The following is a 23819-nucleotide window of genomic DNA, read 5'->3' as shown; positions in this document are numbered from 1 at the left end:
ATGGCTGGGGCCCGGGCGCTAGTCCTTGCCGAGCCCCTCGGCGGAGATCTTCTTGCCGGCACTCTCGCTCAGAACGCTGTTGAGCGCCGTGAGGTCGAAGATGCCGTTGATGTCGGCCTGCTTGGTGGTGCCGGCGTCGACGCCGTCCTGGAGCAGCTTCTTGTACGTCCCTGCGAGCGGGTCGGTGGTGAAGACGATGTTCTTCAGGGACCGGTCGATGACGTCGGCCGGCAACGCCTTGCCTGCGGCAGCCTTGAGTCCGTCGTTGAGGACGGTGGCTTTCTCCGCGGCGGGCGCCGCGTTGAGCCAGTCCACGGATTCGACATGGCCCTTCAGCAGCGCCTGCACCGTGGCAGGGTGCTCGGCCGCGAACGTCTTGTTGACGATCAGGACGGTGGTGACGAACTCGCCCTTCTCCCACAGGTCCTTCTCGTCGACCAGGACCTTTGCGCCGGCCTGGAGCACCAGGCGGGAGGCCCAGGGCTCAGGCAGCCACGCGCCGTCGAGCTTGCCGTCCTGGAACAGCTTGAGGGTCTGGGCGTTCTCGGTCGGGTTGATCGAGACGTCGCCGCTGCCGTCCGTGGAGGTCTTGAACCCCTGCTTGCCGAGCCAGGCGCGGAGGGCCACGTCCTGGGTGCCGCCGAGCTGCGGCGATGCGAGCGTCTTGCCCTTGAGGTCGGCCGCCGAGTTGATGCCGGGTTTGACCACCAGCTGCGCTCCGCCGGCCGCGGCGCCGGCGATGATGCTGATGGACTGGCCGTTGCTCTTGACGTAGGAGTTGATGGCCGGGTTGGGGCCGATGTAGGTGGCGTCGATGGCGCCGGCGTTCAGGGCCTCGATCGCGGCCGGGCCGGCGTTGAACACCTGCGTGCTGAGCTTGGTCGCCCCGAGGTCCTTGGCGATGAACCCCTTGTTGACACCCACCAGGGCCGGGGCGTGGGTGATGTTGCCAAAGTAGCCGAGCCTGAGCTCCGCGGCCGGGCCGGCGTCCGCCGTTGCCGCTACGGGGGCGGTTTCGGGGCTGCGGGACAGCGAGGATGCAACTGCTGCGCCGGCGCCGATCAGGAGCACGAGGCCCGCGACCAGGGCGATTTCCAGGGTGCGCTTGCGTTTGGGTTTGCCGGTCTCGCCGGCGACGATCCGGGTGGTGCCGGGCTGTGTGCCGGGCCCGGGGTTTTCGGGGGTGTGTGACATGGGTGAAGTCCTGTTCTGGGGTGTGTGCGGAAGGGCCGGGCGGATGGTCAGCGCCGGCGACATCGCCCCTGGAAGTCCCTGCGGGGGAGGCCGGGGAACCGTTCCTGTGTCTTCATTCATTCACCATAGGGAGTGTCATATTCGGGGTTCAACGGCCCGGAAACCGGGGGTCACGCGGGTTCACGCAGCGTCACATTCGGCCCCAAAAGACGGCAGCTTGTTTCCCGGACAGCCGCCCATGGCGACCGACCGGGGAACAAGCTGCGCCCATGTGACACGTGGCCTAGATCGAGTAGCGCTCGTCCTCGTGGTCGCCGGGGTGGTCGTTGACCAGGCCTGCGGCGAGGGTGTTGCCGTCGAGCGGGTCGATCACGAGGAACGCCCCGGTGCGGCGGTGGTGCAGGTAGTTCTCCAGCGGCAGCGGCGCGGCGAGCCGGAGCTGCGCGTGCCCGATGTCGTTGAGCTCCAGGGTGGTGGTCGGCTCCAGGCCGAAGCTGGCGAGGTCGAGCCTGCCTGTCACGTTCCGCACCAGGGCCTGGACCGTGCGGGTGCCGTGCTTGACCAGGACCTTGGAGCCCTCCCGGAGCGGCTTGGGCGAGAGCCAGCACAGGGCGGCGTAGAGGTCTGCACTGCTTTCACGCACCGTCCCGGCCGCCGCGATCGTGTCACCGCGGGCGACGTCGAACTCATCGGCCAGGCGCAGCGCCACGGACTGCGGTGCGGCCGCCTCGGCGAGCTCGCGGCCCGCGAAGTCGATCCCGGTGATGGTGGTGGTGCGCGGGGCCTGGCCCGGGGTCAGGATGCTGACCTGATCCCCCAGTTTCACGGAGCCTTCGGTGATCTGGCCGGCGTAGGCACGGTAGTCGCGGTAGGCCTCGGGATCGAGGCCGCCGGCGATGGCGTCCGGAGCCAGCGCGCCCTGCGGCCGGACCACCAGCTGGACCGGGAAACGGAAGCTTTCGAGGTGGCTTTCGAGTTCGTCGGCGGCCGGCAGCGTCTCCAGGACCTCCAGGAGCGCCGGGCCGTCGTACCACGGTGTCCGCTCCGAGCGGTCCACCACGTTGTCGCCGTCGAGGGCGGAGACGGGGACGACGAAGAGATCGGAGACCCCGCCTGCATTTGAATCGTCACGGCCAAGCCCGAGTTCGCGCCCGACCTGCTGGACGTCCGCCTCGATCCCGCGGAACACTTCCTCGCTGAAATCCACAAGGTCGATCTTGTTCACGGCGACGATCACGTGTGCCACGCGCAGCAGCTGCAGCACGGACAGGTGCCGGCGGGTCTGCTCGAGGACACCCTTGCGGGCGTCGATCAGCACGACGACGGCGTCCGCGGTGGACGCACCGGTCACCGTGTTCTTGGTGTACTGCACGTGCCCGGGGCAGTCTGCGAGGATGAAGCTGCGCCGGTCCGTGGCGAAGTAGCGGTAGGCGACATCGATCGTGATGCCCTGCTCGCGCTCCGCGCGCAGGCCGTCGGTCAGCAGGGCGAGATCGATCGCTTTTGTGCCGGTGGCCCCTTCACCGCCGAACCCGCGGTCCGCCGAGGTGCGGGCGACGGCGTCGAGCTGGTCGGCGAGGATCGCCTTCGAGTCGTGCAGGAGCCGGCCCACCAGTGTGGACTTGCCGTCGTCGACGGAGCCTGCGGTGGCGAAGCGGAACAGCGTGGTGGGCAGCGCCGCGGCAACGAGGTCCGGGCCCGGGAGAAACGTTTCCGTGCTCATTAGAAATAGCCGTCCTTCTTGCGGTCTTCCATGGCGGCCTCGGAGATGCGGTCGTCGGCCCGGGTGGCGCCACGTTCGGTGATGGTCGAGGCGGCAACCTCAATGACGACGTCGCGCACCGTGGCGGCGGCCGATTCCACCGCGCCGGTGCAGGACATGTCGCCGACCGTCCGGTAGCGGACGGTCTTGGTGATGACTTCCTCGTGATCGCGCGGCTGGGAGACCTCGCCGACGGCGCGCCACATGCCGTCGCGGGCAAAGACTTCGCGGCGGTGGGCGTAGTACAGGCCCGGCAGCTCGATGTTCTCGCGCTCGATGTAGCGCCACACGTCCAGTTCGGTCCAGTTGCTGATGGGGAACGCGCGGACGTGCTGGCCCACCGTGTGCCGGCCGTTGTAGAGGTTCCACAGCTCGGGCCGCTGGTTGCGGGGGTCCCACTGGCCGAACTCGTCGCGCAGGCTCAGGATCCGTTCCTTGGCCCGGGCCTTGTCCTCGTCGCGGCGGCCGCCGCCGAAGACGGCGTCGAACTTGTTGCGCTGAATCGCATCCAGCAGCGGGACGGTCTGCAGCGGGTTCCGGGTTCCGTCCGCACGCTCGGCCAGCTCACCGGAGTCGATGAACTCCTGGACGGAGCCAACGACGAGCTTCAGGCCCAGCCGTTCCACAGTGCGGTCGCGGAAGTCGATGACCTCGGGAAAGTTGTGGCCGGTGTCCACGTGCAGCACCGGGAAGGGCACCTTGCCGGGCCAGAAGCCCTTCGTGGCCAGGTGCAGCATCACCACGGAATCCTTGCCGCCGGAGAAGAGCAGCGCAGGCTTCTCGAACTCGGCGACGACCTCGCGGATGATGTGGATGGCCTCGGACTCGAGGGTGTCGAGGCTCGAGAGGCGTGAACCTGCGACGCCGATTGCCGCCCCCGCCCCTGCGCCGCGCGGCTGATCTTCGATCAGCCCAGCGCGCGGCTCCGACAGGCCCGATGCCACTCCCTGGGCGGCAATCGCCGTCTCAGCTGCGTCGTTGTCCAGCACCGACAGCTCCAGGTCCTCGTTGGTGATTTGAGTTCTCATACGTGTAGTCCGCATTCTGTCTTGTCGGTTCCTGCCCAGCGTCCGGCGCGGGGGTCGTCGCCGGGCGCCACCTTGCGGGTGCAGGGCTGGCAGCCAATGGACGGGTAGCCCTGTGAAAGCAGCGGGTTGACGGGAAGAAGGTTGTCGTCGGAGTACTGCACCAGCTGGTCGAAAGTCCAGGCCGCCACCGGGTTGACCTTGACCAGGCCATTGGCCTCGTCCCAGGTGACCAGCGGCGTGTTGGTGCGGGTGGGCGCCTCGTCGCGGCGGACTCCGGTGAACCAGAGCTCGTAGCCGGCCAGGGTGCGGCGCAGCGGCGCCACTTTGCGCAGTGCGCAGCACTGCGCGGGGTCGCGGGCGAAGAGGTCCTTGCCCAGGAGCCGGTCCTGCTGCTCCACGGTGTTCTCCGGCAGCACGTCCACGACGTTGACGCGCAGGTTGGCCGCGACCTCGTCGCGCGTCGCGTGCGTCTCCGGGAAGTGGTAGCCGGTCTCCAGGAACAGGACGTCGACGCCGGGGAGCTGGTCCGCGACCAGCGCCGGGAGGACCGCATCCGCCATGGAACAGGCGACGGCGACCGTCGGCAGCTCGAAATTGCGGGCCACCCAGGCGATGACGTCGCGGGCCGGGGCGTCCCAGCCGAGCTCGGCGGCGCCGGCCTCGGCGAGGGCCTTGAGCTCGTCGTGGGAGCGGAGTGCTGCGGTCACTGGAGATCACCCTCCTCCGCGGCGAAGGCCCACTCGGCGAAGCTCTGGCCCTCGGAGCGGTCGGCGACGAACTTGCGGACCACGCGTTCCACGTAGTCGGGCAGTTCCCCGGCAGTGACCTTGAGGCCGCGGACGGTGCGGCCCAGGCCTGCCTCCTCGCGGCTGTCGGACGCGAGCCCGCCGCCGAGGTGGACCTGGAAGCCCGGGGTGGGGTCGCCGTCGGGCGTTGGCAGCATCATGCCTTTGAGGCCGATGTCCGCCGTCTGGATCCGGGCGCAGGAGTTGGGGCAGCCGTTAATGTGCAGGGACAGCGCCTGGGGCAGCTGCTTGCTCTCGGCGAGGTCGGCGAGCCGGCGCTCCAGCTCGGCAACCGCCGTCGCCGCGGTCACCTTCGTTTCCACGATGGCGAGCTTGCAGAACTCGATGCCGGTGCAGGCGATGGTGCCGCGCCGGAACACGGACGGGCGGGCGGACAGGCCCAGCGCGTCGAGCTCGGCCACGAGCGGGTCCACCTCATCCTTGGGCACGTCGAGGACCACGAGTTTCTGGTGCGGGGTGGTGCGCAGGCGCTGCGAGCCGCGGGCCTCCAGGGTGTCCGCGAGCTTGACCAGCTGGCTGCCGGAGAGGCGGCCGGCCAGCGGGGTGGCGCCGATGAAGAACTTGCCGTCCTTTTGTTCGTGCACGCCAATGTGGTCGCCGGGCGTGGAGGGCTTCGGTGCGGCCGGGCCGTCGGCGAGCTTGTAGCCGAGGTATTCGTCTTCGAGGACCTGGCGGAACTTCACCGGCCCCCAGTCGGCCAGCAGGAACTTCAGCCGGGCCTTGGTGCGCATGCGCCGGTAGCCGTAATCGCGGAAGATGCTGGTGACGCCGAGCCACACGTCGGCGGCCTGGTCCGGCCGGACGAAAGCGCCGAGGCGCTTGCCCAGCATGGGGTTGGTGGAGAGCGCGCCGCCCACCCAGAGGTCGTAGCCGATGCCGAGTTCGGGGTGGACCAGGCCCACCAGGGCGACGTCGTTGATCTCGTGCACCACGTCCTGGCTGGGGTGGCCGGTGATGGCGGTCTTGAATTTGCGCGGCAGGTTGGCCAGTTCCGGGTCGCCGATGAACCGCTCGGCGAGTTCCTGGATCAGCGGCGTGGGGTCGATGATCTCGTCCTTGGCGATGCCCGCCACCGGCGAGCCGAGGATGACGCGGGGCACGTCGCCGCAGGCTTCCGTGGTGGACAGTCCCACGCCTTCGAGCCGGCGCCAGATTTCGGGCATGTCTTCGACCCGGATCCAGTGCAGCTGGATGTTCTGGCGGTCCGTGAGGTCGGCCGAGTCGCGGGCGAAGTCCACGGAGATCTGGCCGATGACGCGCAGCTGCCCCGTGGTGAGCGCACCGCCGTCGATCCTGACGCGGAGCATGAAGTATTTGTCTTCGAGCTCGTGCGGCTCAAGCGTGGCGGTCTTGCCGCCGTCGATCCCGGGTTTGCGCTGGGTGTAGAGCCCCCACCAGCGGAAGCGGCCGTGCAGGTCGGTGCCGTCGATCGAGTCGAAGCCGTGCTTGGAGTAGACGGACTCAATACGCTCGCGGACGTTGAGGCCGTTGTCTTCCTGTTTCCAGGTCTCGTTGGCGTTCAGCGGCGTGGTGCCGTCCACTTTCCACTGGCCGTGCGGCTTTGCGGCCGGGCGGGGAGGGCGCTTGGTGCGGCCGGCGGCAGCCTCGTCCGTGGACGCTCCGGCTAGAGCTGTATCAGTCATGCATCGACTGTAGGGGCGGCCGTAATCCCGTCACAAAGGGTCAGAAACGGGGAGTCACCTAGGGCAACATTTCGTCACGAACCGCCGGAAACCCTTGAAGTCGCCCTGCGGCTGTGCATCTGCGCGGACCGTCAGGGCCGGGGCTGCGGGGCCCCGGCCAGCGCCGCGTCGTAGCGTTCCAGGGCAATTTCGGCGAGGACCGGGGAGGGCAGCAGCGGCGCCGTCACCAGGTCCGCGCCGGCCTTGGCCAGCTGGTCATGGAAGAAACCGGGCGCCAGGAGATACGAGGCGATGACGACGCGACCGCCAAGGTCCACCGCTCCGGCCGACTCCCCCGCGCCGGCACCGCCGGCGGCCTCCTCGCGGAGCATGGCGACGGCGTCGGGAACCGAGGGTTTGGCGGAGGCGCCGTAGGCGGCCACGATCCGGTTGGAACGCAGGGCACGGAGCTGCTCCGTGAGTTCCTCGACATTCTGTGCGGCGCTGGGATCGGAGGACCCGGCGGCGGCGAGGACCACGGCGTCGTTGTCCGTTACCCCGGCCTCGCGCAGCCGCGCATCGAGCAGCGCTGCGAGCCGCGGATCCGGCCCCAGCGGCGCCGCGGCCAGGGTGTCCGGCCGGCTCTTCACGGCGCGGGCGATGTCCACCCTAACGTGGTATCCGACGCTGAGCAGCAGCGGAACCACGACGGCGGTTACCCCCGCCGGGAGGCCCGCCACGACGGCCGGCAGGTCTGGGTCCTGCACGTCGACGTAGGCCTCGCGGACGTCCAGCCCGGGACGGAGCCCCGCGATGCCGTCCCGGAGCGCGTTGACCTCCGCGGCCCCGTGCGGGCTCGACGTGCCGTGGGCGCAGGCGATCAGGATGGGGGTATTCATAGCCGTTAGCGTAACCTTGGAGCCGCCCTATCCGCCCCCTTGCAATCGACCGGGACGCTTCATGACCTTCTCCTTCAGCCTTGTCCTGGTCTGGCTTGACCTCGCCGGCGTGTTCTTCTTTGCGGTCTCCGGCTCATTGCTCGCAGCGCGGAAGCAGTTCGACATCATCGGCTCGCTGCTCCTGGCCTCGGTGGTGAGCCTGGGCGGCGGCGTCATCCGCGACATCATCATCAACGCGGGCCCGCCCGCCGCGTTCACCAACCCGGCGTACCTGGCACCGCCCCTGTTTGCCACGGTGCTGGTGTATTTCCTGTTCTCCAGCGTCCAGCGCTTCACGTCGCTGCTGATCCTGTTCGACGCCGGCGGGCTGGCCCTGTTCTGCATCACCGGCACACTGAAGGCCCTGGCCGCCGGGATGAATCCCGTGGCCGCCGTCCTGCTGGGTGTGACGACGGCGGTGGGTGGCGGCCTGCTGCGGGATATCACCGCCAACGAGGTCCCGCGGCTCTTCGACCCCAGGGATCTGTACGCGCTGCCGGCGTTCGCCGGGTCGGCGTCGACCGTGATCCTGTCCCTCACGGGGACCTTCACCGCGGTGAGCGCCTGCGCCGTCGCCGGGGTGGTCTTCGCCTTCCGGGTCACGGCCTGGCGGCGCCACTGGTACGTTCCGCTGGCGGTCCGCGGCTGGCACCGGCTGGGCCTGGACACCGCGGAAAACGACCGCTGAGGATTAGCTAGGATAAGACCATGACTGACATGTTCCTCGAGAAATTCCGCGCGCTTGTCCCGAAGTATCTCGAAGACGAATGGCAGGAAGAAGATGGCCTCCCGGCCGAGGAGCTCGACGCCGCCCTGGCCGAACACCAGTTCCAGGTCCCGATGGTCCTGCGCGAGTTCTACCTGGCAGTCGGCGGCTGCGAGGACATCATGGAGGCCTACCACTACTTCTGGGACCCCGAAGAGCTCGAAGTCGATGACGAGGGCTTCCTCATGTTCCTCGAGGACGAGGAAGAGCAGTTCACCTGGGGCTTCCGCGTCGGGGACCTCAGCATCCCGGATCCCATCGTGTACCGCCGCAACAACGCCCGCGGCCAGTGGAAGAGCGAAGAAGGGACATTCTCCGAATTCGTCTTCGACATGTTCGAGTGGGCCTTCAACGACGAGGACGAAGACTAGGCTCCACGGCCCTCTCCTCCCATCTCCGGCCGACTCTCCCCTCTCTCCTGCGGCCGCCGACTCTCCCGCTCTCCTGCTGCCGCCGATTCTCCCCTTGTTTGGCGTCCCCCACCGGCGTGTCCGGAGGAACCGCCGGCATTCTGCGGCAACGGGATTCCATACGTGGGGAAATTCAGCGGATGACCCTGCCGCGCAGCACCTGCCACACCTCGTCGATCACCTTCTGCGGGTTGTAAACGACGTCGTGATATCCGTACCGGAGGACGGCGTAGCCGGTCAGGATGCTGGCGTTGTTCCGCCCCCGGTCCTTCTTGACCTGCGCGCGCTCAAGATGGGTGGTCCCGTCGATCTCCACGATCAGGAATCCTTCAAGCAGGAAGTCCACGACGCCGATCCCCGGCAGGTGCACCTGCGTCTGGGTGTAGATTCCCTGGCTCCGGAAGAGCAGCCTGGCAACGACCTCGATCGCCGAATCCGCCGTGCCGTCAACCAGCTCCAGGACTGCACGGGCGGCCCCGTTCCGGTTTCCCGGCAGCCGCTGGCGCAGATAGTCCAGCGAGGTGCGGCCCTGCAGCAGGGCACTTTCCACCATGACCGCCGCATCCACCGGGGGCAGGCAGCGCAGCGCGTGGAGCAGAGCGTCGGTGAGTCCGGCCACGGGGCGCGGGTATTCCGTCGGGACCAGGCTGCCGCGGTGGATGACCATTCCGGGCGCTGCGCCGTGCGCGCACAGCAGGTGCAGCCGTGCGGGCTCGTGGAGGCGCCATATGTCGTGGAACGGCGCGGCGGAGGCGCAGGTGAGCATGCCGTTCGCGAGCACGGCGGCCACGAAGTCCGCCCGCGCCCCGGGCAGCGCCACCACCCCATGGCGGAGGCGGCGAATTTCCCCGGCAGCCACGGCAGCGCGGATCCTGTTCGACGTAAAACCTGCCTGGAGCAGCGTGGCCGTGCGGGCAACCGAGCCGGCGTATTCCAGATAAACCTTAACGTCCATGGGGCAAGCACACACGCGGCATGACAGCCCCGGGGGCCACAACATCGGTTATGTGGACAACTCCGCACCATCCGCGCCGCTGGTATTCCCCGCTTTTGACCATGTCCGACGGCGTGTCCCGCCAGCGGCGGGCGTGTCCCGAAGCTGTCCGGCCAAAGGTGGGGAAACTCAGCGCGACAACGTCCGGCAATGAATCGAAATCTTATGACAAGAAATTTACAGATAGGTCTGGACGCTATGACATAACTGTCATAGAGTTGTTTCTGGGTTCACCAAATGCCTCCGGTGGATCTGATGCGAACGGAGAAATGGCCCCGGTTCGGCGCAACGGAAGACTCGGACGTTGTGAGGAACCGGGGCCATTCCGTTTAAGCCGGAAGCCAGGTTAATCGTCAGGCTGCACCCAGCCGGAAGAACCGGCCGGGGACCTAGCTGCTGCGGTCCACTACGGCGTGGGCGAAGCTGGTCAGCGAGGCCTTTACGACGCCTTCGGGCAGCGGGGCAAGGGCGGCAATGGCCTCATCGGCCCAGGTGCGTGCCACCACCCAGGACTGTGCAGTGACGGGGTGCTCCCGGAGTCCGGCCACGGCGGCGGCCAGGGCCTCATCCGAGCTGAGGTCACCGTCGATCAGCGTCAGCAGTTCGACGGCGGCCTGGTCGCCGTCGCGGGCCGCGTTGCGCAGCAGCAGCACGGGCAGGGTGGGCACGCCTTCGCGCAGGTCGGTTCCCGGCGACTTGCCGGACTTGACCTTGATCCCGGTGACGTCGATGACGTCGTCGGCGAGCTGGAAGGCAACGCCCACCTTCTCGCCGTACTCGACCAGGATCGGCTCGTAGGCTTCGTCGGCGCCGGAGAAGATCGCGCCCAGCTGCCCGGAGGCGGCCACGAGCGAGCCGGTTTTGTCCGCGATGACGGAGAGGTAGTGCGCCAAGGGGTCCTCGTCCGGGCGCGGTCCCACGGTCTCGTGCAGCTGGCCCAGGCAGAGCCGTTCAAAGGTGCGGGCCTGGATGCCAAGCGCCCGGGACCCGAGTTCTGAGACCAGGATGGAGGCGCGCGCAAAGATCAGGTCGCCGGTCAGGACCGCGACGGAGTTGCCCCAGACCTCGTGGGCCGTCGGCGCCCCCCGGCGGAACGGCGCGGAGTCCATGACGTCGTCGTGGTAGAGGGTGGCGAGGTGCGTCAGTTCGACGACGACGGCGGCCTGCACCACTGCGGGCAGGGAGGCGTCGCCAAGGTGGGCGCACAGCAGGGTCAGCAGCGGGCGGATCCGCTTGCCGCCGGCTTCCACGAGGTGGCGCGACGTTGCGTCAGCCAGGGGATCGGAGTTGGCAATGGCTTCGCGCAGCTTCTTCTCGACGCGCGCCAGGTTGGTGGTGAGCGCCGGGCCCAGCTCGGCGTCGCCCGCGATGGCCGAGAAGCCTGCCGGCAGTTGGAGGCCGGTGGCGATCGCGGTGGTGTTGAGGCTGGGTTCAGCGCTCGGCAGGCCGTGTCCGGCGTGCGTCCAGCTTTGGTCTGCAGAGTTGGTCACGGGTTAACCCTAACTTTTTGTTGCGGAAACCGCGGAGTTGGCGCCGGAGTGCGGAACGCTGTCCGTGGTGGACGCGGCCTTGTTGGACGTTGCCTGATTGGACGTGGCCTGATTGGACGTGGCGGGAACCAGGGATTCCAGGACCCGGATGACCCGGTCCTCGAAGCCCTTGGCGGCGGGATCGGTGAGGTTGGCCAGCATCCGCACCACGAAACGCATGAGCACGGGGACAGGCATACCGGTCCGGAGGGCCAGTTTCATGACGGCCGGCTTGCCGATCAGGGCGGCGAACGCCCGTCCCAGTGTGAAGTGTGAGCCCCACTGCTGGCGCACGTAGTCGGCGTACCGGGCAAGGTGCGCGTCGGCGGCCCTGGAAGCCTCCGTCCCGGTCCCCCAGCCGGCGGACGCCGACCGAGCAGCCGCGTCGGCGATGAATTCGGCCGCGAAGCGGGCGGACTCCATGGCGTAGGAGATGCCCTCGCCGTTGAACGGGGAGACCATGCCGCCGGCGTCGCCGAGGAGCAGCAGGCCCGGAGAATAGTGCGGGGTGCGGTTGAAGCCCATGGGCAGCGCGGCACCACGGATTTCGCCCACCTGGTTGTCCGGGGTGAAGCCCCAGTCGGCGGGCATGCCGGCGGTCCATTCGCGCAGGACCTGCTTGTAGTCCAGCTTGCCGAAGTCCTTCGAGGAGTTCAGGATGCCCAGGCCCACGTTGGAGGTGCCGTCGCCGACGCCGAACACCCAGCCGTAGCCGGGCAGGAGCTTGCCGTCGCGGCCGGGAAGCTCGAGCCAGCCTTCCATCCAGTCGTCGTCGTGCCGCGGCGAGGTGAAGTAGGTCCGCACGGCCACGCCGAGCGGCCGGTCGTCGCGCTTGCCGATGCCCAGTGAGACGGCGGTGCGCGTCGAGTTCCCGTCGGCGGCGAGGACGACGTCGGCGCTGAAGTCGCGCGTCTCGCCGGTCTTGCGCCCGGAGTTGTCCAGCAGCGCTGCGCGCACGCCGGTGACCCGGCCATCCTCGGAGCGCAGCGCCTCGGTGACGCTGTGGCGTTCCAGCACGACGGCGCCCGCGGACTGGGCATGCCGGGCGAGCTGTTCGTCGAAGCCGAGCCGGGTCCGGATCAGCCCGTACTGCGGGAAGTCGGCAACCTCCGGCCAGGGCAGTTCGATCGTGCGGCCGCCGGCGATCAGGCGCAGGCCCTTGTTCCGCCGCCAGCCGTCGGCTTCGGGGTGGGCGAGTCCCAGCTTCTGGATCTCGCGGACCGCGCGCGGGGTGAGTCCGTCGCCGCAGACTTTCTCGCGGGGAAAGCTGGTTTTCTCCAGCACCGTGACGTCAATGCCGGCTTTGGCAAGGTAGTAGGCGGCGGTGGATCCGGCCGGGCCCGCCCCGACGATCAGTACATTCACAGCAGGGATCGGCTATCGGCCGGGCCGGGTGATGTTGCGGCGCAGCTTGGCCACGGGTCCGGTGTGGGCGGCCAGCGCCGCAGCGCCTGCGGCAGGGCCGGTTGAGGGGTCTGCCGGTTTCTGGGCCCGGTGCACGGCGACGATGCCGCCGCTGAGGTTGCGGTACGTGACGGATTCCCAGCCGGCCTCCTGCAGCCAGGCCGCAAGGTGGTCCTGGTCCGGCCAGGCGCGGATGGACTCGGCGAGGTAGACGTAGGCGTCGGGGTTGGAGGAGGCCTTGACGGCGATGGCCGGCAGGGCCCGCATGAGGTATTCGGTGTACATGGTGCGCCACAGCGGCACCACTGGCTGGGAGAACTCCGCGATGACCAGCCGGCCGCCGGGCTTGGTGACCCGCAGCATCTCGGCCAGGGCCTTCTTCGGATCGTTGACGTTGCGCAGGCCAAAGGAGATCGTGCTGGCGTCGAAGATGTTGTCCGCGAACGGCAGGCGGGTGGCATCCCCGGCGATGAAGTCGATGTCAGGGCGGCGGCGCTTGCCGACCTTGAGCATGCCGAGGGAGAAATCGCAGGCGATGACGTTGATGCCTGCGTCGGCGTACGGCTCGCTGGAGGTGCCGGTGCCGGCGGCGAGGTCCAGGACGTGCTGGCCGGCCGATACGCCCATGGCCTCCACCACCACCTTGCGCCAACGCCGCGTCTGCCCCAAGGACAGGACATCGTTGACGACGTCGTATTTGGGGGCGACGTCGTCAAACATCGTGGCTACTTCGTCCGGACGCTTATCCAAGGATGCTCGGTTCACCCTGACATTGTCTCAAATGATCGGCGCTCCCACGAACGGGCCGCCAATTGACGCGGCTTTCACCTGCGGCAACGGCCGCGGCGGCCCCGTGGAGGCCCGGCCGGCCCGTGTATATCCACCCAATGGGCGATCACGGGCTAGTGTTATGCCATCATGACGAGCACGTTCCGCACCTTGACAGTCCCCCTCGATGCCGAAACTTTCCCCGGGGGCCTGCCGTCGTTTCTGGTCCGGGACGATGTCCTCTGCTGGACCCGCCGCGAGGCCGGTCTCGTGGGCTTCGGCGAGATAGCCCGTTTCACCGCCACCGGACCCGAGCGGTTCCTGGAAGCGGACATCTGGTGGCGCCACCAGGTCCTGGAGGCAGACATCCAGGACAGTGTGGGCTGCCCCGGCACCGGCCCGGTCGCCTTCGGCTCCTTCGCCTTCTCCAAGGCCTCCGCCCATGAGTCCCGGCTGCTGGTCCCGGAAATCGTCGTCGGGCTCCGTGACGGCCACGCCTGGCTGACCCAGCTCACGTTCGACGACGGCAACCTCACCGAAGCCGGTGCCCGCGCCGCCCTGGACCGCTGGCTTCACAGCACCAGCGCCAATCCCGGCTCAAATCCCCGAGCCAGCACCAATCCCGGCACCAGCGTGACCGTGGTGGACGACCCGGTGCCGGCACCCCCGCAGGCCGGTGGCGCCGTCGTCCGTCCTTTGCCATTGGCCGCAGGGGCAACGTTGCACACCGGCTCGCTCAGCGAGGAAGACTGGATGGCCGCCGTTGCCGCCGGCGTCGCGGAGATCCGGACCGGCGCCCTGGAAAAGCTGGTGCTGGCGCGGGACGTCGTGGCCACCGTCCCCACCGGCGTCAAGGCCGCCGAGGTGCTGCGCGAACTGTCCGCCCGGTACCGCGAATGCTGGACGTACGGGGTGGACGGGCTGGTGGGGGCCACTCCGGAAATGCTGATCCAGGTGGAGGGCCGCACCGCGCAGGCGCGCGTCCTGGCCGGCACCCTGGACCGCCGCGACGCCGATGGCATGGCGGGCTCGCCGCTGGAATTCGCCGAACGGGTGCTGGCCGGCTCCGAGAAGCAGCGGCACGAACACGACATCGCAATCCAGTCCCTGACCACGCAGCTGGCCCCGTTTTCCGAGGCCATGAACGCGCACAGCGAGCCCTTCATCCTCGAACTGCCCAATGTGTGGCATCTGGCCTCGGACGTCAAGGCTGAGCTGGCTGAGGTGGAAGGCCACGTCCCCACGTGCCTGGCCCTGATCAACGCGCTGCATCCGACCGCCGCCGTCTGCGGTACCCCCACCACCGTGGCCGGGGCGCTCATCCGCAAGCTCGAGCACCTGGACCGCGGCCCGTACGCCGGGCCGGTCGGCTGGCTCGACGCGGCCGGCAACGGCGAGTGGGGCATCGCCCTGCGTGGCGCCGTCATCGAATCCCCGCACACGGTCCGGCTCTATGCGGGCTGCGGCGTGGTGGACGGCTCGGTTCCCGAGACTGAGCTCGCCGAGACGTGGGCGAAGTTCCGGCCGATGCTGGAGTCGCTCGGCATCAGCAGCTAGTGTGCGGGGCTCGCGAGGCCCAAGATGCGGGTGGGGCCCGTGACGCCGGCCGGGCCGGCGAATCGGCCGTCGGACTTGCACCGCAGGAACTGGCGAAACGGACAGGAATCCGGGATCACAGACAGATCGGGCATTAAAGATATTGCATTCCGGTCTGGTTTAGTTATCCAATAGTGAAACTTAGTTTTCTGTGACGTACATCTCTTGTTCGGCGATACACTATAAATCGGCCTCGTTACGCATCCCTCCGGCAACAAAAGGTAAGAAAATGCAGATCTCCCCTTCGCTCCTGAGCAACCCCGCAATGAAGGTCGCCACGGTGCTCGCCGTCGGCGCATTGGCCTTGACGGCCTGCACGAACGCTTCCGAGACCGGCCCCTCCGGCGCGGCTTCCGCTTCGGGCAGCGCCGCGGCCAGCTTTGACCCCAGCACGGTCCAGAAGGACGACACCCTGGCGGCCATGTTGCCCGAGTCGATCAAGTCAAAGGGCACCCTGACCGTGGGCTCGGATACCTCCTACGCCCCCGCGGAATTCCTCGGCACCGACGGCCAGACCCCCGTGGGCTACGACGTCGACATCGCCAAGGCGATCGGCGCGGCGCTGGGCCTGAAGGTCCAGGTCCAGACGGCCGAATTCACCGGCATCCTTCCGGCTCTCGGCCCGAAGTACGACCTCGGGGTCTCTTCCTTCACGATCAACCCGGAGCGGCTTGCCGCGGTGAACATGGTCAGCTACTACCAGGCAGGTACCGGCTGGGCCGTTCAGAAGGGCAACCCCAAGAAGATCTCCCTCGATGACCTCTGCGGCAAGTCCATCGGCGTGCAGACCGGCACCATCCAGGAAGATCCGGACCTCTCGGACCGCAACAAGAAGTGCACCGCCGAGGGCAAGCAGCCCATTAACATCGTGACCCTCAAGACCCAGACGGACATCACCACCCGACTGGTCAACGGCAGCATCGATGCCATGGCCGCCGACTCCCCCATCATCGGCTACGCACTGACCCAGACCAACGGCCAGCTCGAGAAGCTCGGCGAAGTCTACGATTCTGCTCCCCAGGGCATCGCCGTCGCCAAGTCGGACACGGCCCTGGCGGACGTCGTCCAGAAGACCATGACCAAACTGATGGAAGACGGTTCCTACAAGAAGATCCTTGAGGGCTGGGGCGTCACCGACGGTGCCATCACCAAGTCCGAGGTCAACCCGGCGGTCGCGTCTTGAGCCTCCCCACAACCGGATCCGCAGCAGGGGCAGAGATGGACAGCCATCAGGACCCTCACGCCGCACCGGTACTGAACAATGCAGTACCGGTACGGCACCCCGGCCGCTGGATCAGCGCCATCATCATCGTCGGCTTCCTGCTTGCCTTCCTGCAGAGCCTGTTCACGAACCCCAACTTCCGCTGGGACGTCGTCGGCACCTACATCCTGGACACCAAGGTGGTCCAGGGCGTCGTCTGGACCCTGTTCCTGACATTTGCGTCCATGGTCCTGGCCATCGTCCTGGCCATCCTCCTGGCGTTCATGCGGCAGTCCGACAACCCGGTGTTCCGCTGGTCCAGCTGGACCTGGGTCTGGTTCTTCCGCGGCACCCCGATCTACACCCAGCTGCTGTTCTGGGGGCTCGCCACGGTTCTCTATCCGACGATCGTCCTCGGAATCCCGTTTGGTCCTGCAACCTTCACCTGGGTGACCTCGGACCCCACCCACGGCCTGATCCCGGCCATCCTGGGCCTGGGCCTGAATGAGTCCGCGTATCTCGCAGAGATTTTCCGGGCCGGCCTGAAGTCCGTGGACCAGGGCCAAAGTGAGGCTGCCGAGGCCCTGGGCATGACGAAGGGCAAGATCATGCGGCGGATCATCCTGCCGCAGGCCATGCGCGTCATCGTGCCGCCCACCGGCAACGAGACAATCGGCATGCTGAAGACCACGTCGCTGGTCCTGGCGGTGCCGTTCACACTGGACCTGACCTTCGCGACGAACGCCCTGGCCAACCGGATTTACCTTCCCATTCCGCTCCTGATTGTCGCCGCCTTCTGGTACCTCGTCATCACCAGCATCCTGATGGTGGGCCAGCACTTCATTGAGGCGCACTACGGCAAGGGCGTGGACAACCGGGTTCCGGCAGCGATCAACCCCGCCGCCGCCAAGGCGTCCGCAGCCGTGGCCCCCAGCGCCGGGGCCGAGCCGGACCTCAAGATGGACTTCCCCGAGGAGGAGGCGAAATGACGATCACCACAGAGCAGCCCCTGGTCAAGATCGAGGGCCTTCACAAGTACTACGGCACACACCACGTGCTGCGCGGCATCGACCTGACCGTCAACCAGGGCGAGGTGTCGGTTGTGATCGGCCCGTCCGGTTCCGGCAAGTCCACCATGCTCCGCTGCGTGAACCTGCTCGAGACCATCAGTGCCGGGCGCATTTCCGTGGGCGGCGACCTGATCGGCTACCGCGAGGTCAAGGGCAGGCTCCATGACCTGAAGACCAAGGAAATCGCCGCCCAGCGCCGCGAGATCGGCATGGTCTTCCAGCGCTTCAACCTGTTCCCGCACAAGACCGCGCTGCAGAACATCATGGAAGCCCCGGTCCAGGTCAAGGGCCAGTCAAAGGCCGTCGCCCGCAAACGCGCCCTGGAGCTGTTGGACCGGGTGGGGCTCGGCGACCGCGCCGGACACTACCCGTCCCAGCTCTCCGGCGGCCAGCAGCAGCGCGTCGCGATTGCCCGGGCCCTGGCCATGGACCCCGAGCTCATGCTGTTCGATGAGCCCACGTCCGCGCTCGACCCGGAGCTCGTGGGCGATGTCCTGAACGTGATGAAGGACCTCGCCAAGTCGGGCATGACCATGATCGTGGTGACCCACGAGATCGGCTTTGCCCGGGAGGTCGGCGACCGCCTGACATTCATGGACGGCGGCATCGTTGTGGAGTCGGGCGACCCGCGGGAGGTCCTGGCCAATCCCCAGCACCCCCGCACCAAGGAGTTCCTCAGCCGCGTGCTGTAGTTCCGGATTTCCGCACCGATTTAGGGCAGCCGCTACGTGGATCCACGTAGCGGCTGCCCTTTTTCGTAGCGGAAACGTGCGCTACGTCTGCGGGAGGCCCTCCACTGCCGTGGCCACCGCGGCCCGGATAGCGCGGTGCAGTTCCCCGAGCCGGTGCCGGTCCGTGCGCACCTCGATGATGCTGCGGCCCTCCGGCGGGCCGGACAGCGCCTCGGCGAGTTCCGCCGTCGTGCCGACCAGGCGGTGCGGGACGCCGTATGCCGCGGCCAGCGCGGCGAGGTCCACCCGCTGCGGGGTGGCGAAGAGGCGTTCGACGGCGTCGCCGTAGCGCCCCGCCGCGGCGACTGTGCCGTGCTCCAGGAGCCCGAAGATGGCACCGCCGGCGTCATTGAGCACCACGATCCGCAGCTGCGGTTCGGCCTCGCCGGCGCCGAGCAGGAGTCCCCCGGCGTCGTGCAGGAACGTCACGTCCCCCATGAGCACGGTGGTTTCCTGGCCGCCGCCAAGCGCGATCCCGGTGGCGGTGGACGTGGTGCCGTCGATCCCGGCCAGGCCCCGGTTGGCGAACATTGTGGCCTGAGGTTCCGCGGGCGGCGCCCCGGCGAGGTCGACGTCGCGGATCCCGTTCGAGGAGCCCAGGACCAGCTGCCCGCGGGCATGTTTCCAGACTTCGGCGCCCACCGACGGGCCGGTCGCGGCCGGGGATGCGGCCAGGATCAGGTCCACGGCATGCTGCGCGGCGGCTCCTGCCAGCAGCCAGGCATCGAGCCAGGCGGCAGATCCGCGGCCGGCGAAGTCCGCCAGGTCCGCCAGGGTTTCCAGCGGCAGTTCGGTGCGGCGGCCGGGTTCGTACCAGGCCACCGGAACCGGCTGGTACAGGGCCGACGGGACATCCGCCCGCTCCAGCAGCGCGCTCACCGGCCGGGAGAGCGTCGGCCGGCCGAAGAGAACCACGCGTTCGATCGGCTGTGCCGCGTCCGCGCCGAAGTGCTCGATCAGCAGCCGGTAGGGCCCCACCGCGTTGGGGCCGAAGCGGGCGTTGGAAGACGGCTCGGCCAGCAGCGGCAGGCCGTGCGCGCGGGCGAAAGCCTCCGCGACCGGGCCGGCGTCGTGCCCGGCCAGCACCACGGTGCGCCGCTCCGGCAGCGCCGTCGACGCGGCCGGAAAGTCCAGGGCCAGGGGGTTCCGGGCGGCCCGGTAGATGCCGTGACCGGCGGCCGCGGGCAGTCCGTCGCCCACGGCCGGGACCAGCGGGTCGCGGAAGGCGAGGTTCAGCTGCACCGGCCCGGGCGGGGCGTCCTCGAAAGCTCCGGTGGCGGCACTGAGGGCCGTTTCGACGGCGCGCTGCGGATCGCTGCCCGCGGGCACGTCGACAGCGAAGCGGACGTGGTCGCCAAAGAGGTCCAGCTGCACGGTGGTCTGGTTGGCGCCGGTCCCCCGCAGCTCCTCGGGCCGGTCGGCGGAGATGACCACGAGCGGCACCGCGGCGTGGTTGGCCTCCATGACGGCCGGGAGGAGGTTGCCGACGGCGGTCCCGGACGTGGTCAGGACGGCGGCGGGCGCACCGGCGGACAGGGCCAGGCCCAGGGCGGTGAAGCCGGCGGACCTTTCGTCGATCCGGACCAGCAGCTCCACCCGTCTGGCGGCTTCGGCCTCGGCCAGGGCGTAGGCCATGGGCGCCGAGCGCGATCCCGGGGACACCACCACCTGGCGCACACCGGCGGCGAGCAACGTGTCGACGGCGATGCGCGCAGCCTCCACCGCGGTCAGGCCGCCAGGAGCGGATGAGCCGGCAGCGGAATCCGCCGGACTCACATGTTCTCCGGCGTTTCGATGCCCAGCAGTTCCAGGCCGCCGGAGAGGCGGCGCAGAGCCAGCGCGCACAGGGCCAGCCGCGAGTCCCGGACGGATTCCTCGGCCTTGAGCACAGGGCACTGGTCGTAGAACGTGGTGAAGAGCTGTGCGAGCTCAAAGAGGTAGCCGCAGAGCCGGTGCGGCTCCAGCGCGTCCCGCACCTTGTTCAGCGTTGCGTCGAACTCCAGCAGGTGCAGGGCCAGCGCGCGTTCTGCGGGTTCGACGACGGCGATCGCCGTGGCGGGGCCGCCGGATGCTTCGGCTGCCGGAGTGCCGGCCGCCGGAGTTCCCGCGGCGCCGGCTGACGGCGAGCCGCCGTCGCCGGTGATTTCTTCCAGTACCCCGGCTTTGCGCAGGATGGAGCGGATCCGCGCCGCAGCGTACTGCACGTAGGGTCCGGTGTTGCCGCTGAGGGCGAGCATGCGGTCGAAGTCGAAGACATACTCGGTGTCGTGGCCGGTGGAGAGGTCGGCGTACTTGACGGCACCGATGCCCACCTGGCGGGCGGTCACGGCGCGCTCCGCCTCGCTGAGCTCGGGCCGGCTCGCGTCGATGACGGCGCGGGCACGGTCCACGGCCTCTTCGAGCAGGGCCATGAGCTTCACCGGGGCACCGGAACGGGATTTGAGGATCTTTCCGTCCTCGCCAAGCACGTTGCCGATCTGCACGTGCACGGCCTCGACCGTCTCCGGAAGCCAGCCGGCGTCCCGGGCACTGGCCATGACCATGCGCAGGTGGACGTTCTGCGGGGCGCCCACGACGTAGAGGATCCGGTTGGCCGCCAGGTCGCGGACCCGGTAGCGGATGGTGGCGAGGTCCGTGGTGCCGTAGCCGTAGCCGCCGTCGGACTTGCGGATAATCAGCGGCAGCGGCTGCCCGTCGCGGCCGGTAAATCCTGCGGGGAAGGTGCACAGGGCGCCGTCGCTGATCCGGGCCAGGCCGCGTTCCTCGAGTTCCTGGCACAGCTGTGCCAGATGCGCGTCGTAGGAGCTTTCTCCGGCGATGTGGTCATCGGTAAGGCTGATGCCGAGGGTGGAGTAGATGGCGTTGAAGTAGCGCTTGGACTGGGCGACCAGCCGCTGCCAGACGGCGAAGGTCTCCTGGTCGCCGCCCTGCAGGGCAACGACGCGGAGCCGGGCCCGGGTGGCGAAGCCGTCCTCGTCGGTGGCGGAGGCATCGAACTTGGCCCGGGCGGCCTGGTAGAACGCGCTGGGGTCCTCCACCAGCAGCGCCGCCTCCGGGGAGTCCTCGCCGATCTCCAGCCAGTGTTCGATCAGCATCCCGAACGGGGTGCCCCAGTCACCGATATGGTTCTGCCGGATCACGGTGTCGCCGAGGGCTTCGAGCACCTTGACGAGGCTGTCCCCCACCACGGTGGTGCGCAGGTGGCCGACGTGCATTTCCTTGGCGACATTCGGGGAGGAATAGTCGACGACGACGCGCTGCGGTGTCGCGGCGGGCGTGACGGCCGTGGCCGGGGACGCGGCCTGGACCGACTCCGCATTGAGCAGCTCCTCGATCCAGGTGCCGTCAAAGCTCAGGTTGATGAAGCCGGGCCCCGAGATTTCCACACTGGTGCAGATGCCGTCCAGGTTCAGGGCGTCCACGATCCGGGCGGCGGCGTCCCGCGGCGGCAGACCGGCCTTTTTGGCCAGGGCCATGGCGGCGTTGATCTGGATGTCGGCGAACTGGGAGGGCCTGACCACCGGATCCGTCTGCCGGAACTCTTCGCCAAACGCGGTGGCAATTGCAGCCTGGACTCTGGGGACAACCAATTCGGCCGGATTATTCACAGTCCCAAATTATCAGTTCGGCAAAAACCCGACGCTCCCTCACGTCCCGCCGCCAAAACCCGACGCTCCCTCACGTCCCGCCGCCAAAACCCGACGCTCCCTCACGTCCCGCCGCCAAAACCCGACGCTCCCTCACGTCCCGCCGCCAAAAACCCGACGCTCCCTCACGTCCCGCCGCCAAAATAAGGGAAGTGAGGGAGCGTGGGAAGGAAACCTGCCAAACGTGAGGGAGCGTGGGAAGGAAACGTGCCAAACGTGAGGGAGCGTGGCGGCAGAAAGCTAGCGGCCGGTGCGGAACACCTGGACCACGGACGGACGCGGGGCGCGCACCTGGCCGGGCTTCGGTGTGGCGCCGGCCGCGACGTAGTCCGGGAAGTACGAGTGCTGTTCGGCGAAGGTGCCTTCCTCGCCCGGGTGCTGAACGGCAACGAAGACGGTTCGCTCCTCGTCGTGGATGACCGGGCCGCAGGTCTCGGCGTCGCGCGGGACGGCGAGGAACTGTTCCACCCTGCCGCGTTCGGCACCGTCCAGGGTCACCTTGAAGAGCCCGTCGGCGTAGCCGATGCTGGAGGGCGCGCCGTCGGTGGAGATCCAGAGGTTGCCCACGGAATCGAAGGCCACGTTGTCCGGGCAGGAGATCGGTGAGACCTGGCTGGCAGGGAACCCGGCGAAGTAGGTGGCGGAGTTCTTGGCCGGATCGCCACAGACCATCAGCAGGTTCCAGCCAAACGTTGTGGAGCTCTGGTCCCCGGTCTCGGTGATTTCGACGATGTGGCCGTCGCGGTTGAGGGTACGGGGGTTGACCTCGGTGGCCCCTTCCTTGCCGGGCTTGCCGCGGTCCGCGTTGTTGGTGCAGACCACGTAGACCTTGCCGGTGTGCGGGCTGGGCTGCACGTCCTCGCAGCGGTCCATCTTGGTGGGGCCCACCTTGTCGGCGGCGAGGCGGGTGTACACCAGTACCTCTTCCACGGACATTCCGGCCACCTTGGACTGTCCGCCCACCACGAGGGGCAGCCAAACACCGGCGCCGTCGAAGGCGCCGTCGGCCGGAAGCTTGCCCGCGCCGTCGAACCCGTCGGCTGGGGAATCGCCCGTGAACTTCGCGACGTACAGGTCGCCTTCCGAGAGCAGCGTGAGGTTGTTCCTGCGGTCCTCCGCCGTCGTTCCGGGCCGGTAGGTGCCGGCCGAAACGAACTTGTACAGGTAGTCGAAGCGCTCGTCGTCGCCCATATAGGCCACCACGTGACCGGACTTGGCGACGATCACGTTGGCGCCCTCGTGCTTGAAGCGGCCCATCGCGGAGTGCTTGCGGGGCGTGGAGGAGGGATCGAAGGGATCCACTTCCACGATCCAGCCGAAGCGGTTGGCCTCGTTCTGATATCCGGGGTTGCGGGTGTCGAAGCGCGGGTCATCGAGTTCCCACTGGCGGGCGGTGGGCTTGCTGGTCAGGCCGTAGCGCTTGTCGGCGTCGGAGGTTCCGGGCGCGGCGAAGTAGCCGTTGAAGTTTTCCTCGCCGGAGAGGATCGTGCCCCACGGGGTGGTGCCGCCGGAGCAGTTGCCCAGGGTGCCCTGGATGGCCCGGCCGGAGGGATCGGCGGCGGTCTTCAGCAGCGAGGACCCGGCGGCGGGGCCGTCGAGCTCGTAGGTGGTGTCGGTGAGGAAGCGGCGGTTCAGCCCGGCGCCCCGGACGTAGCTCCAGGGCTTGTTCTTGTTCGCACGCTCCAACTCGACCACCGTGAGGCCGTGGGCCGCACGGCCGATAGCGCGGGCCTCGGCGGCGTCGAATCCGGCCGGCAGCATAATGGACTCGTTGGTGTATTCATGGTTGGTGAAGAGCACGGCCCGGCGGTCCTTGGAGCCATCGATCGGCAGGATGTCGGTGTAGTCGTTGTTGTAGCCGAACTGGCGGGCCTGCGCCGCCGCGCTCTGGTGGTCCAGGTCGAAGGCCGGCGAGTCGTTGAAGAGCGGGTCGCCCCAGCGGATGACCGGCTGCCAGGTGAACCCGGCCGGGACGGTGAACTGATCCACGGCGGCGTCCACCGGAGCGATGGCGGTGAACTGCAACTTGGATTTTCCAAACCCGTCCTTGGCGGCAGCGGCGAGGCCCTGACCGCCGTCGGCCACTGCCGTATCGGCGGACGTCACGGCGTTGCCGAGGACGACGGCGAGCGCGCCGGCGGCGCCGAAGCCCAGCGCGGCGCGGCGGGACATGGTGGCGGAGGCGATGTCCCGGAAGTAGCTGTTGGTGCTGGTGTTGCAGACCTCGCCCGAGCAGGCGTTGTCGCACTTCAGCGCGCAGGTGACGGGGCTTCGCTTGCCTTTGGTGTGGCCGAGCATGGGGAGCAGGGAAAATTTGCGTCCGGAGGTGACAGACATGGAGAGACCTTCCATG

General features: G+C 68.4%; 19 protein-coding genes. 6 read left to right on the top strand and 13 right to left on the bottom strand.

Annotated features, from left to right (window positions below; all coding sequences use genetic code 11):
- Nucleotides 1-18: 18 nt before the first annotated feature.
- The 6 genes from AC1DKN_RS02755 to AC1DKN_RS02730 form a co-directional block, all read right to left on the bottom strand.
- Nucleotides 19-1194 (bottom strand): ABC transporter substrate-binding protein, encoded by a 1176-nt coding sequence (locus tag AC1DKN_RS02755; RefSeq protein WP_476870407.1) that lies wholly within the window; start codon nucleotides 1192-1194, stop codon nucleotides 19-21.
- Nucleotides 1195-1477: 283 nt separating this feature from the next.
- Complete coding sequence (locus AC1DKN_RS02750) at nucleotides 1478-2917, bottom strand: sulfate adenylyltransferase subunit 1 (RefSeq protein WP_476870406.1); 1440 nt, start codon at nucleotides 2915-2917, stop codon at nucleotides 1478-1480.
- The gene (cysD, locus tag AC1DKN_RS02745; RefSeq protein ID WP_476870405.1) at nucleotides 2917-3984 is read right to left on the bottom strand and encodes a sulfate adenylyltransferase subunit CysD; all 1068 of its coding nucleotides are present in this window, start codon (nucleotides 3982-3984) and stop codon (nucleotides 2917-2919) included. The genes AC1DKN_RS02750 and cysD overlap by 1 nt, the downstream gene beginning before the upstream one ends.
- Nucleotides 3981-4691: a phosphoadenylyl-sulfate reductase gene (locus AC1DKN_RS02740; RefSeq protein ID WP_476870404.1), complete on the bottom strand. Its 711-nt coding sequence runs from the start codon at nucleotides 4689-4691 to the stop codon at nucleotides 3981-3983. The genes cysD and AC1DKN_RS02740 overlap by 4 nt, the downstream gene beginning before the upstream one ends.
- Complete coding sequence (locus AC1DKN_RS02735) at nucleotides 4688-6433, bottom strand: nitrite/sulfite reductase (RefSeq protein ID WP_028276668.1); 1746 nt, start codon at nucleotides 6431-6433, stop codon at nucleotides 4688-4690. The genes AC1DKN_RS02740 and AC1DKN_RS02735 overlap by 4 nt, the downstream gene beginning before the upstream one ends.
- Nucleotides 6434-6564: 131 nt before the next feature.
- Nucleotides 6565-7311: a sirohydrochlorin chelatase gene (locus AC1DKN_RS02730; protein ID WP_476855611.1), complete on the bottom strand. Its 747-nt coding sequence runs from the start codon at nucleotides 7309-7311 to the stop codon at nucleotides 6565-6567.
- Nucleotides 7312-7372: 61 nt separating this feature from the next.
- Here AC1DKN_RS02730 and AC1DKN_RS02725 point away from each other — a divergent pair, with 61 nt between their 5' ends.
- A complete protein-coding gene (locus AC1DKN_RS02725) occupies nucleotides 7373-8038 on the top strand; it encodes a trimeric intracellular cation channel family protein (protein WP_476870403.1) in 666 nt (221 codons plus the stop codon).
- A 20-nt stretch (nucleotides 8039-8058) separates the two neighbouring features.
- Nucleotides 8059-8487: a hypothetical protein gene (locus AC1DKN_RS02720; protein ID WP_243181967.1), complete on the top strand. Its 429-nt coding sequence runs from the start codon at nucleotides 8059-8061 to the stop codon at nucleotides 8485-8487.
- Between the two features lie 172 nt (nucleotides 8488-8659).
- On the opposite strand, the gene AC1DKN_RS02715 is transcribed toward AC1DKN_RS02720, so the two are convergent.
- The 4 genes from AC1DKN_RS02715 to AC1DKN_RS02700 form a co-directional block, all read right to left on the bottom strand.
- Entirely contained in the window at nucleotides 8660-9481 is an 822-nt protein-coding gene (locus AC1DKN_RS02715; RefSeq protein WP_476870402.1) for an endonuclease domain-containing protein, read from the bottom strand.
- 428 nt (nucleotides 9482-9909) lie between these two features.
- Nucleotides 9910-11010: a polyprenyl synthetase family protein gene (locus AC1DKN_RS02710; RefSeq protein ID WP_230007829.1), complete on the bottom strand. Its 1101-nt coding sequence runs from the start codon at nucleotides 11008-11010 to the stop codon at nucleotides 9910-9912.
- A 9-nt stretch (nucleotides 11011-11019) separates the two neighbouring features.
- Nucleotides 11020-12414 (bottom strand): geranylgeranyl reductase family protein, encoded by a 1395-nt coding sequence (locus tag AC1DKN_RS02705; RefSeq protein WP_476855608.1) that lies wholly within the window; start codon nucleotides 12412-12414, stop codon nucleotides 11020-11022.
- Nucleotides 12415-12426: 12 nt separating this feature from the next.
- Nucleotides 12427-13218 (bottom strand): demethylmenaquinone methyltransferase, encoded by a 792-nt coding sequence (locus AC1DKN_RS02700; protein ID WP_476870401.1) that lies wholly within the window; start codon nucleotides 13216-13218, stop codon nucleotides 12427-12429.
- Between the two features lie 153 nt (nucleotides 13219-13371).
- Here AC1DKN_RS02700 and AC1DKN_RS02695 point away from each other — a divergent pair, with 153 nt between their 5' ends.
- The 4 genes from AC1DKN_RS02695 (at nucleotide 13372) to AC1DKN_RS02680 (ending at nucleotide 17780) form a co-directional block, all read left to right on the top strand.
- The gene (locus tag AC1DKN_RS02695; protein ID WP_476870400.1) at nucleotides 13372-14778 is read left to right on the top strand and encodes an isochorismate synthase; all 1407 of its coding nucleotides are present in this window, start codon (nucleotides 13372-13374) and stop codon (nucleotides 14776-14778) included.
- 268 nt (nucleotides 14779-15046) lie between these two features.
- Entirely contained in the window at nucleotides 15047-16000 is a 954-nt protein-coding gene (locus AC1DKN_RS02690) for an ABC transporter substrate-binding protein (RefSeq protein ID WP_476870399.1), read from the top strand.
- Between the two features lie 35 nt (nucleotides 16001-16035).
- A complete protein-coding gene (locus tag AC1DKN_RS02685; RefSeq protein ID WP_476851222.1) occupies nucleotides 16036-17007 on the top strand; it encodes an amino acid ABC transporter permease in 972 nt (323 codons plus the stop codon).
- Nucleotides 17004-17780 carry an amino acid ABC transporter ATP-binding protein gene (locus AC1DKN_RS02680; protein ID WP_028276658.1) on the top strand — a complete coding sequence of 259 codons (777 nt, stop codon included), beginning with the start codon at nucleotides 17004-17006 and terminating at the stop codon, nucleotides 17778-17780. The genes AC1DKN_RS02685 and AC1DKN_RS02680 overlap by 4 nt, the downstream gene beginning before the upstream one ends.
- A gap of 81 nt (nucleotides 17781-17861) precedes the next feature.
- Here the strand turns inward: AC1DKN_RS02680 and menD are convergent, their stop codons facing one another.
- The 3 genes from menD to AC1DKN_RS02665 all read right to left on the bottom strand — a co-directional run bounded on the left by menD (nucleotide 17862) and on the right by AC1DKN_RS02665 (nucleotide 23803).
- A complete protein-coding gene (menD, locus tag AC1DKN_RS02675) occupies nucleotides 17862-19595 on the bottom strand; it encodes a 2-succinyl-5-enolpyruvyl-6-hydroxy-3-cyclohexene-1-carboxylic-acid synthase (RefSeq protein WP_476870398.1) in 1734 nt (577 codons plus the stop codon).
- Nucleotides 19592-21427 (bottom strand): arginine--tRNA ligase, encoded by a 1836-nt coding sequence (argS, locus tag AC1DKN_RS02670; protein WP_476859329.1) that lies wholly within the window; start codon nucleotides 21425-21427, stop codon nucleotides 19592-19594. Before argS ends, menD begins: the two co-directional genes overlap by 4 nt.
- Before the next feature lie 279 nt (nucleotides 21428-21706).
- Nucleotides 21707-23803 (bottom strand): PhoX family protein, encoded by a 2097-nt coding sequence (locus AC1DKN_RS02665; protein WP_476870397.1) that lies wholly within the window; start codon nucleotides 23801-23803, stop codon nucleotides 21707-21709.
- Nucleotides 23804-23819 lie beyond the last annotated feature (16 nt).

This window comes from Arthrobacter sp. 01N444 (assembly GCF_056399305.1).
The sequence above is the reverse complement of the archived record's forward strand: the minus strand, read 5'-3'. Positions and strand labels throughout refer to the sequence as shown.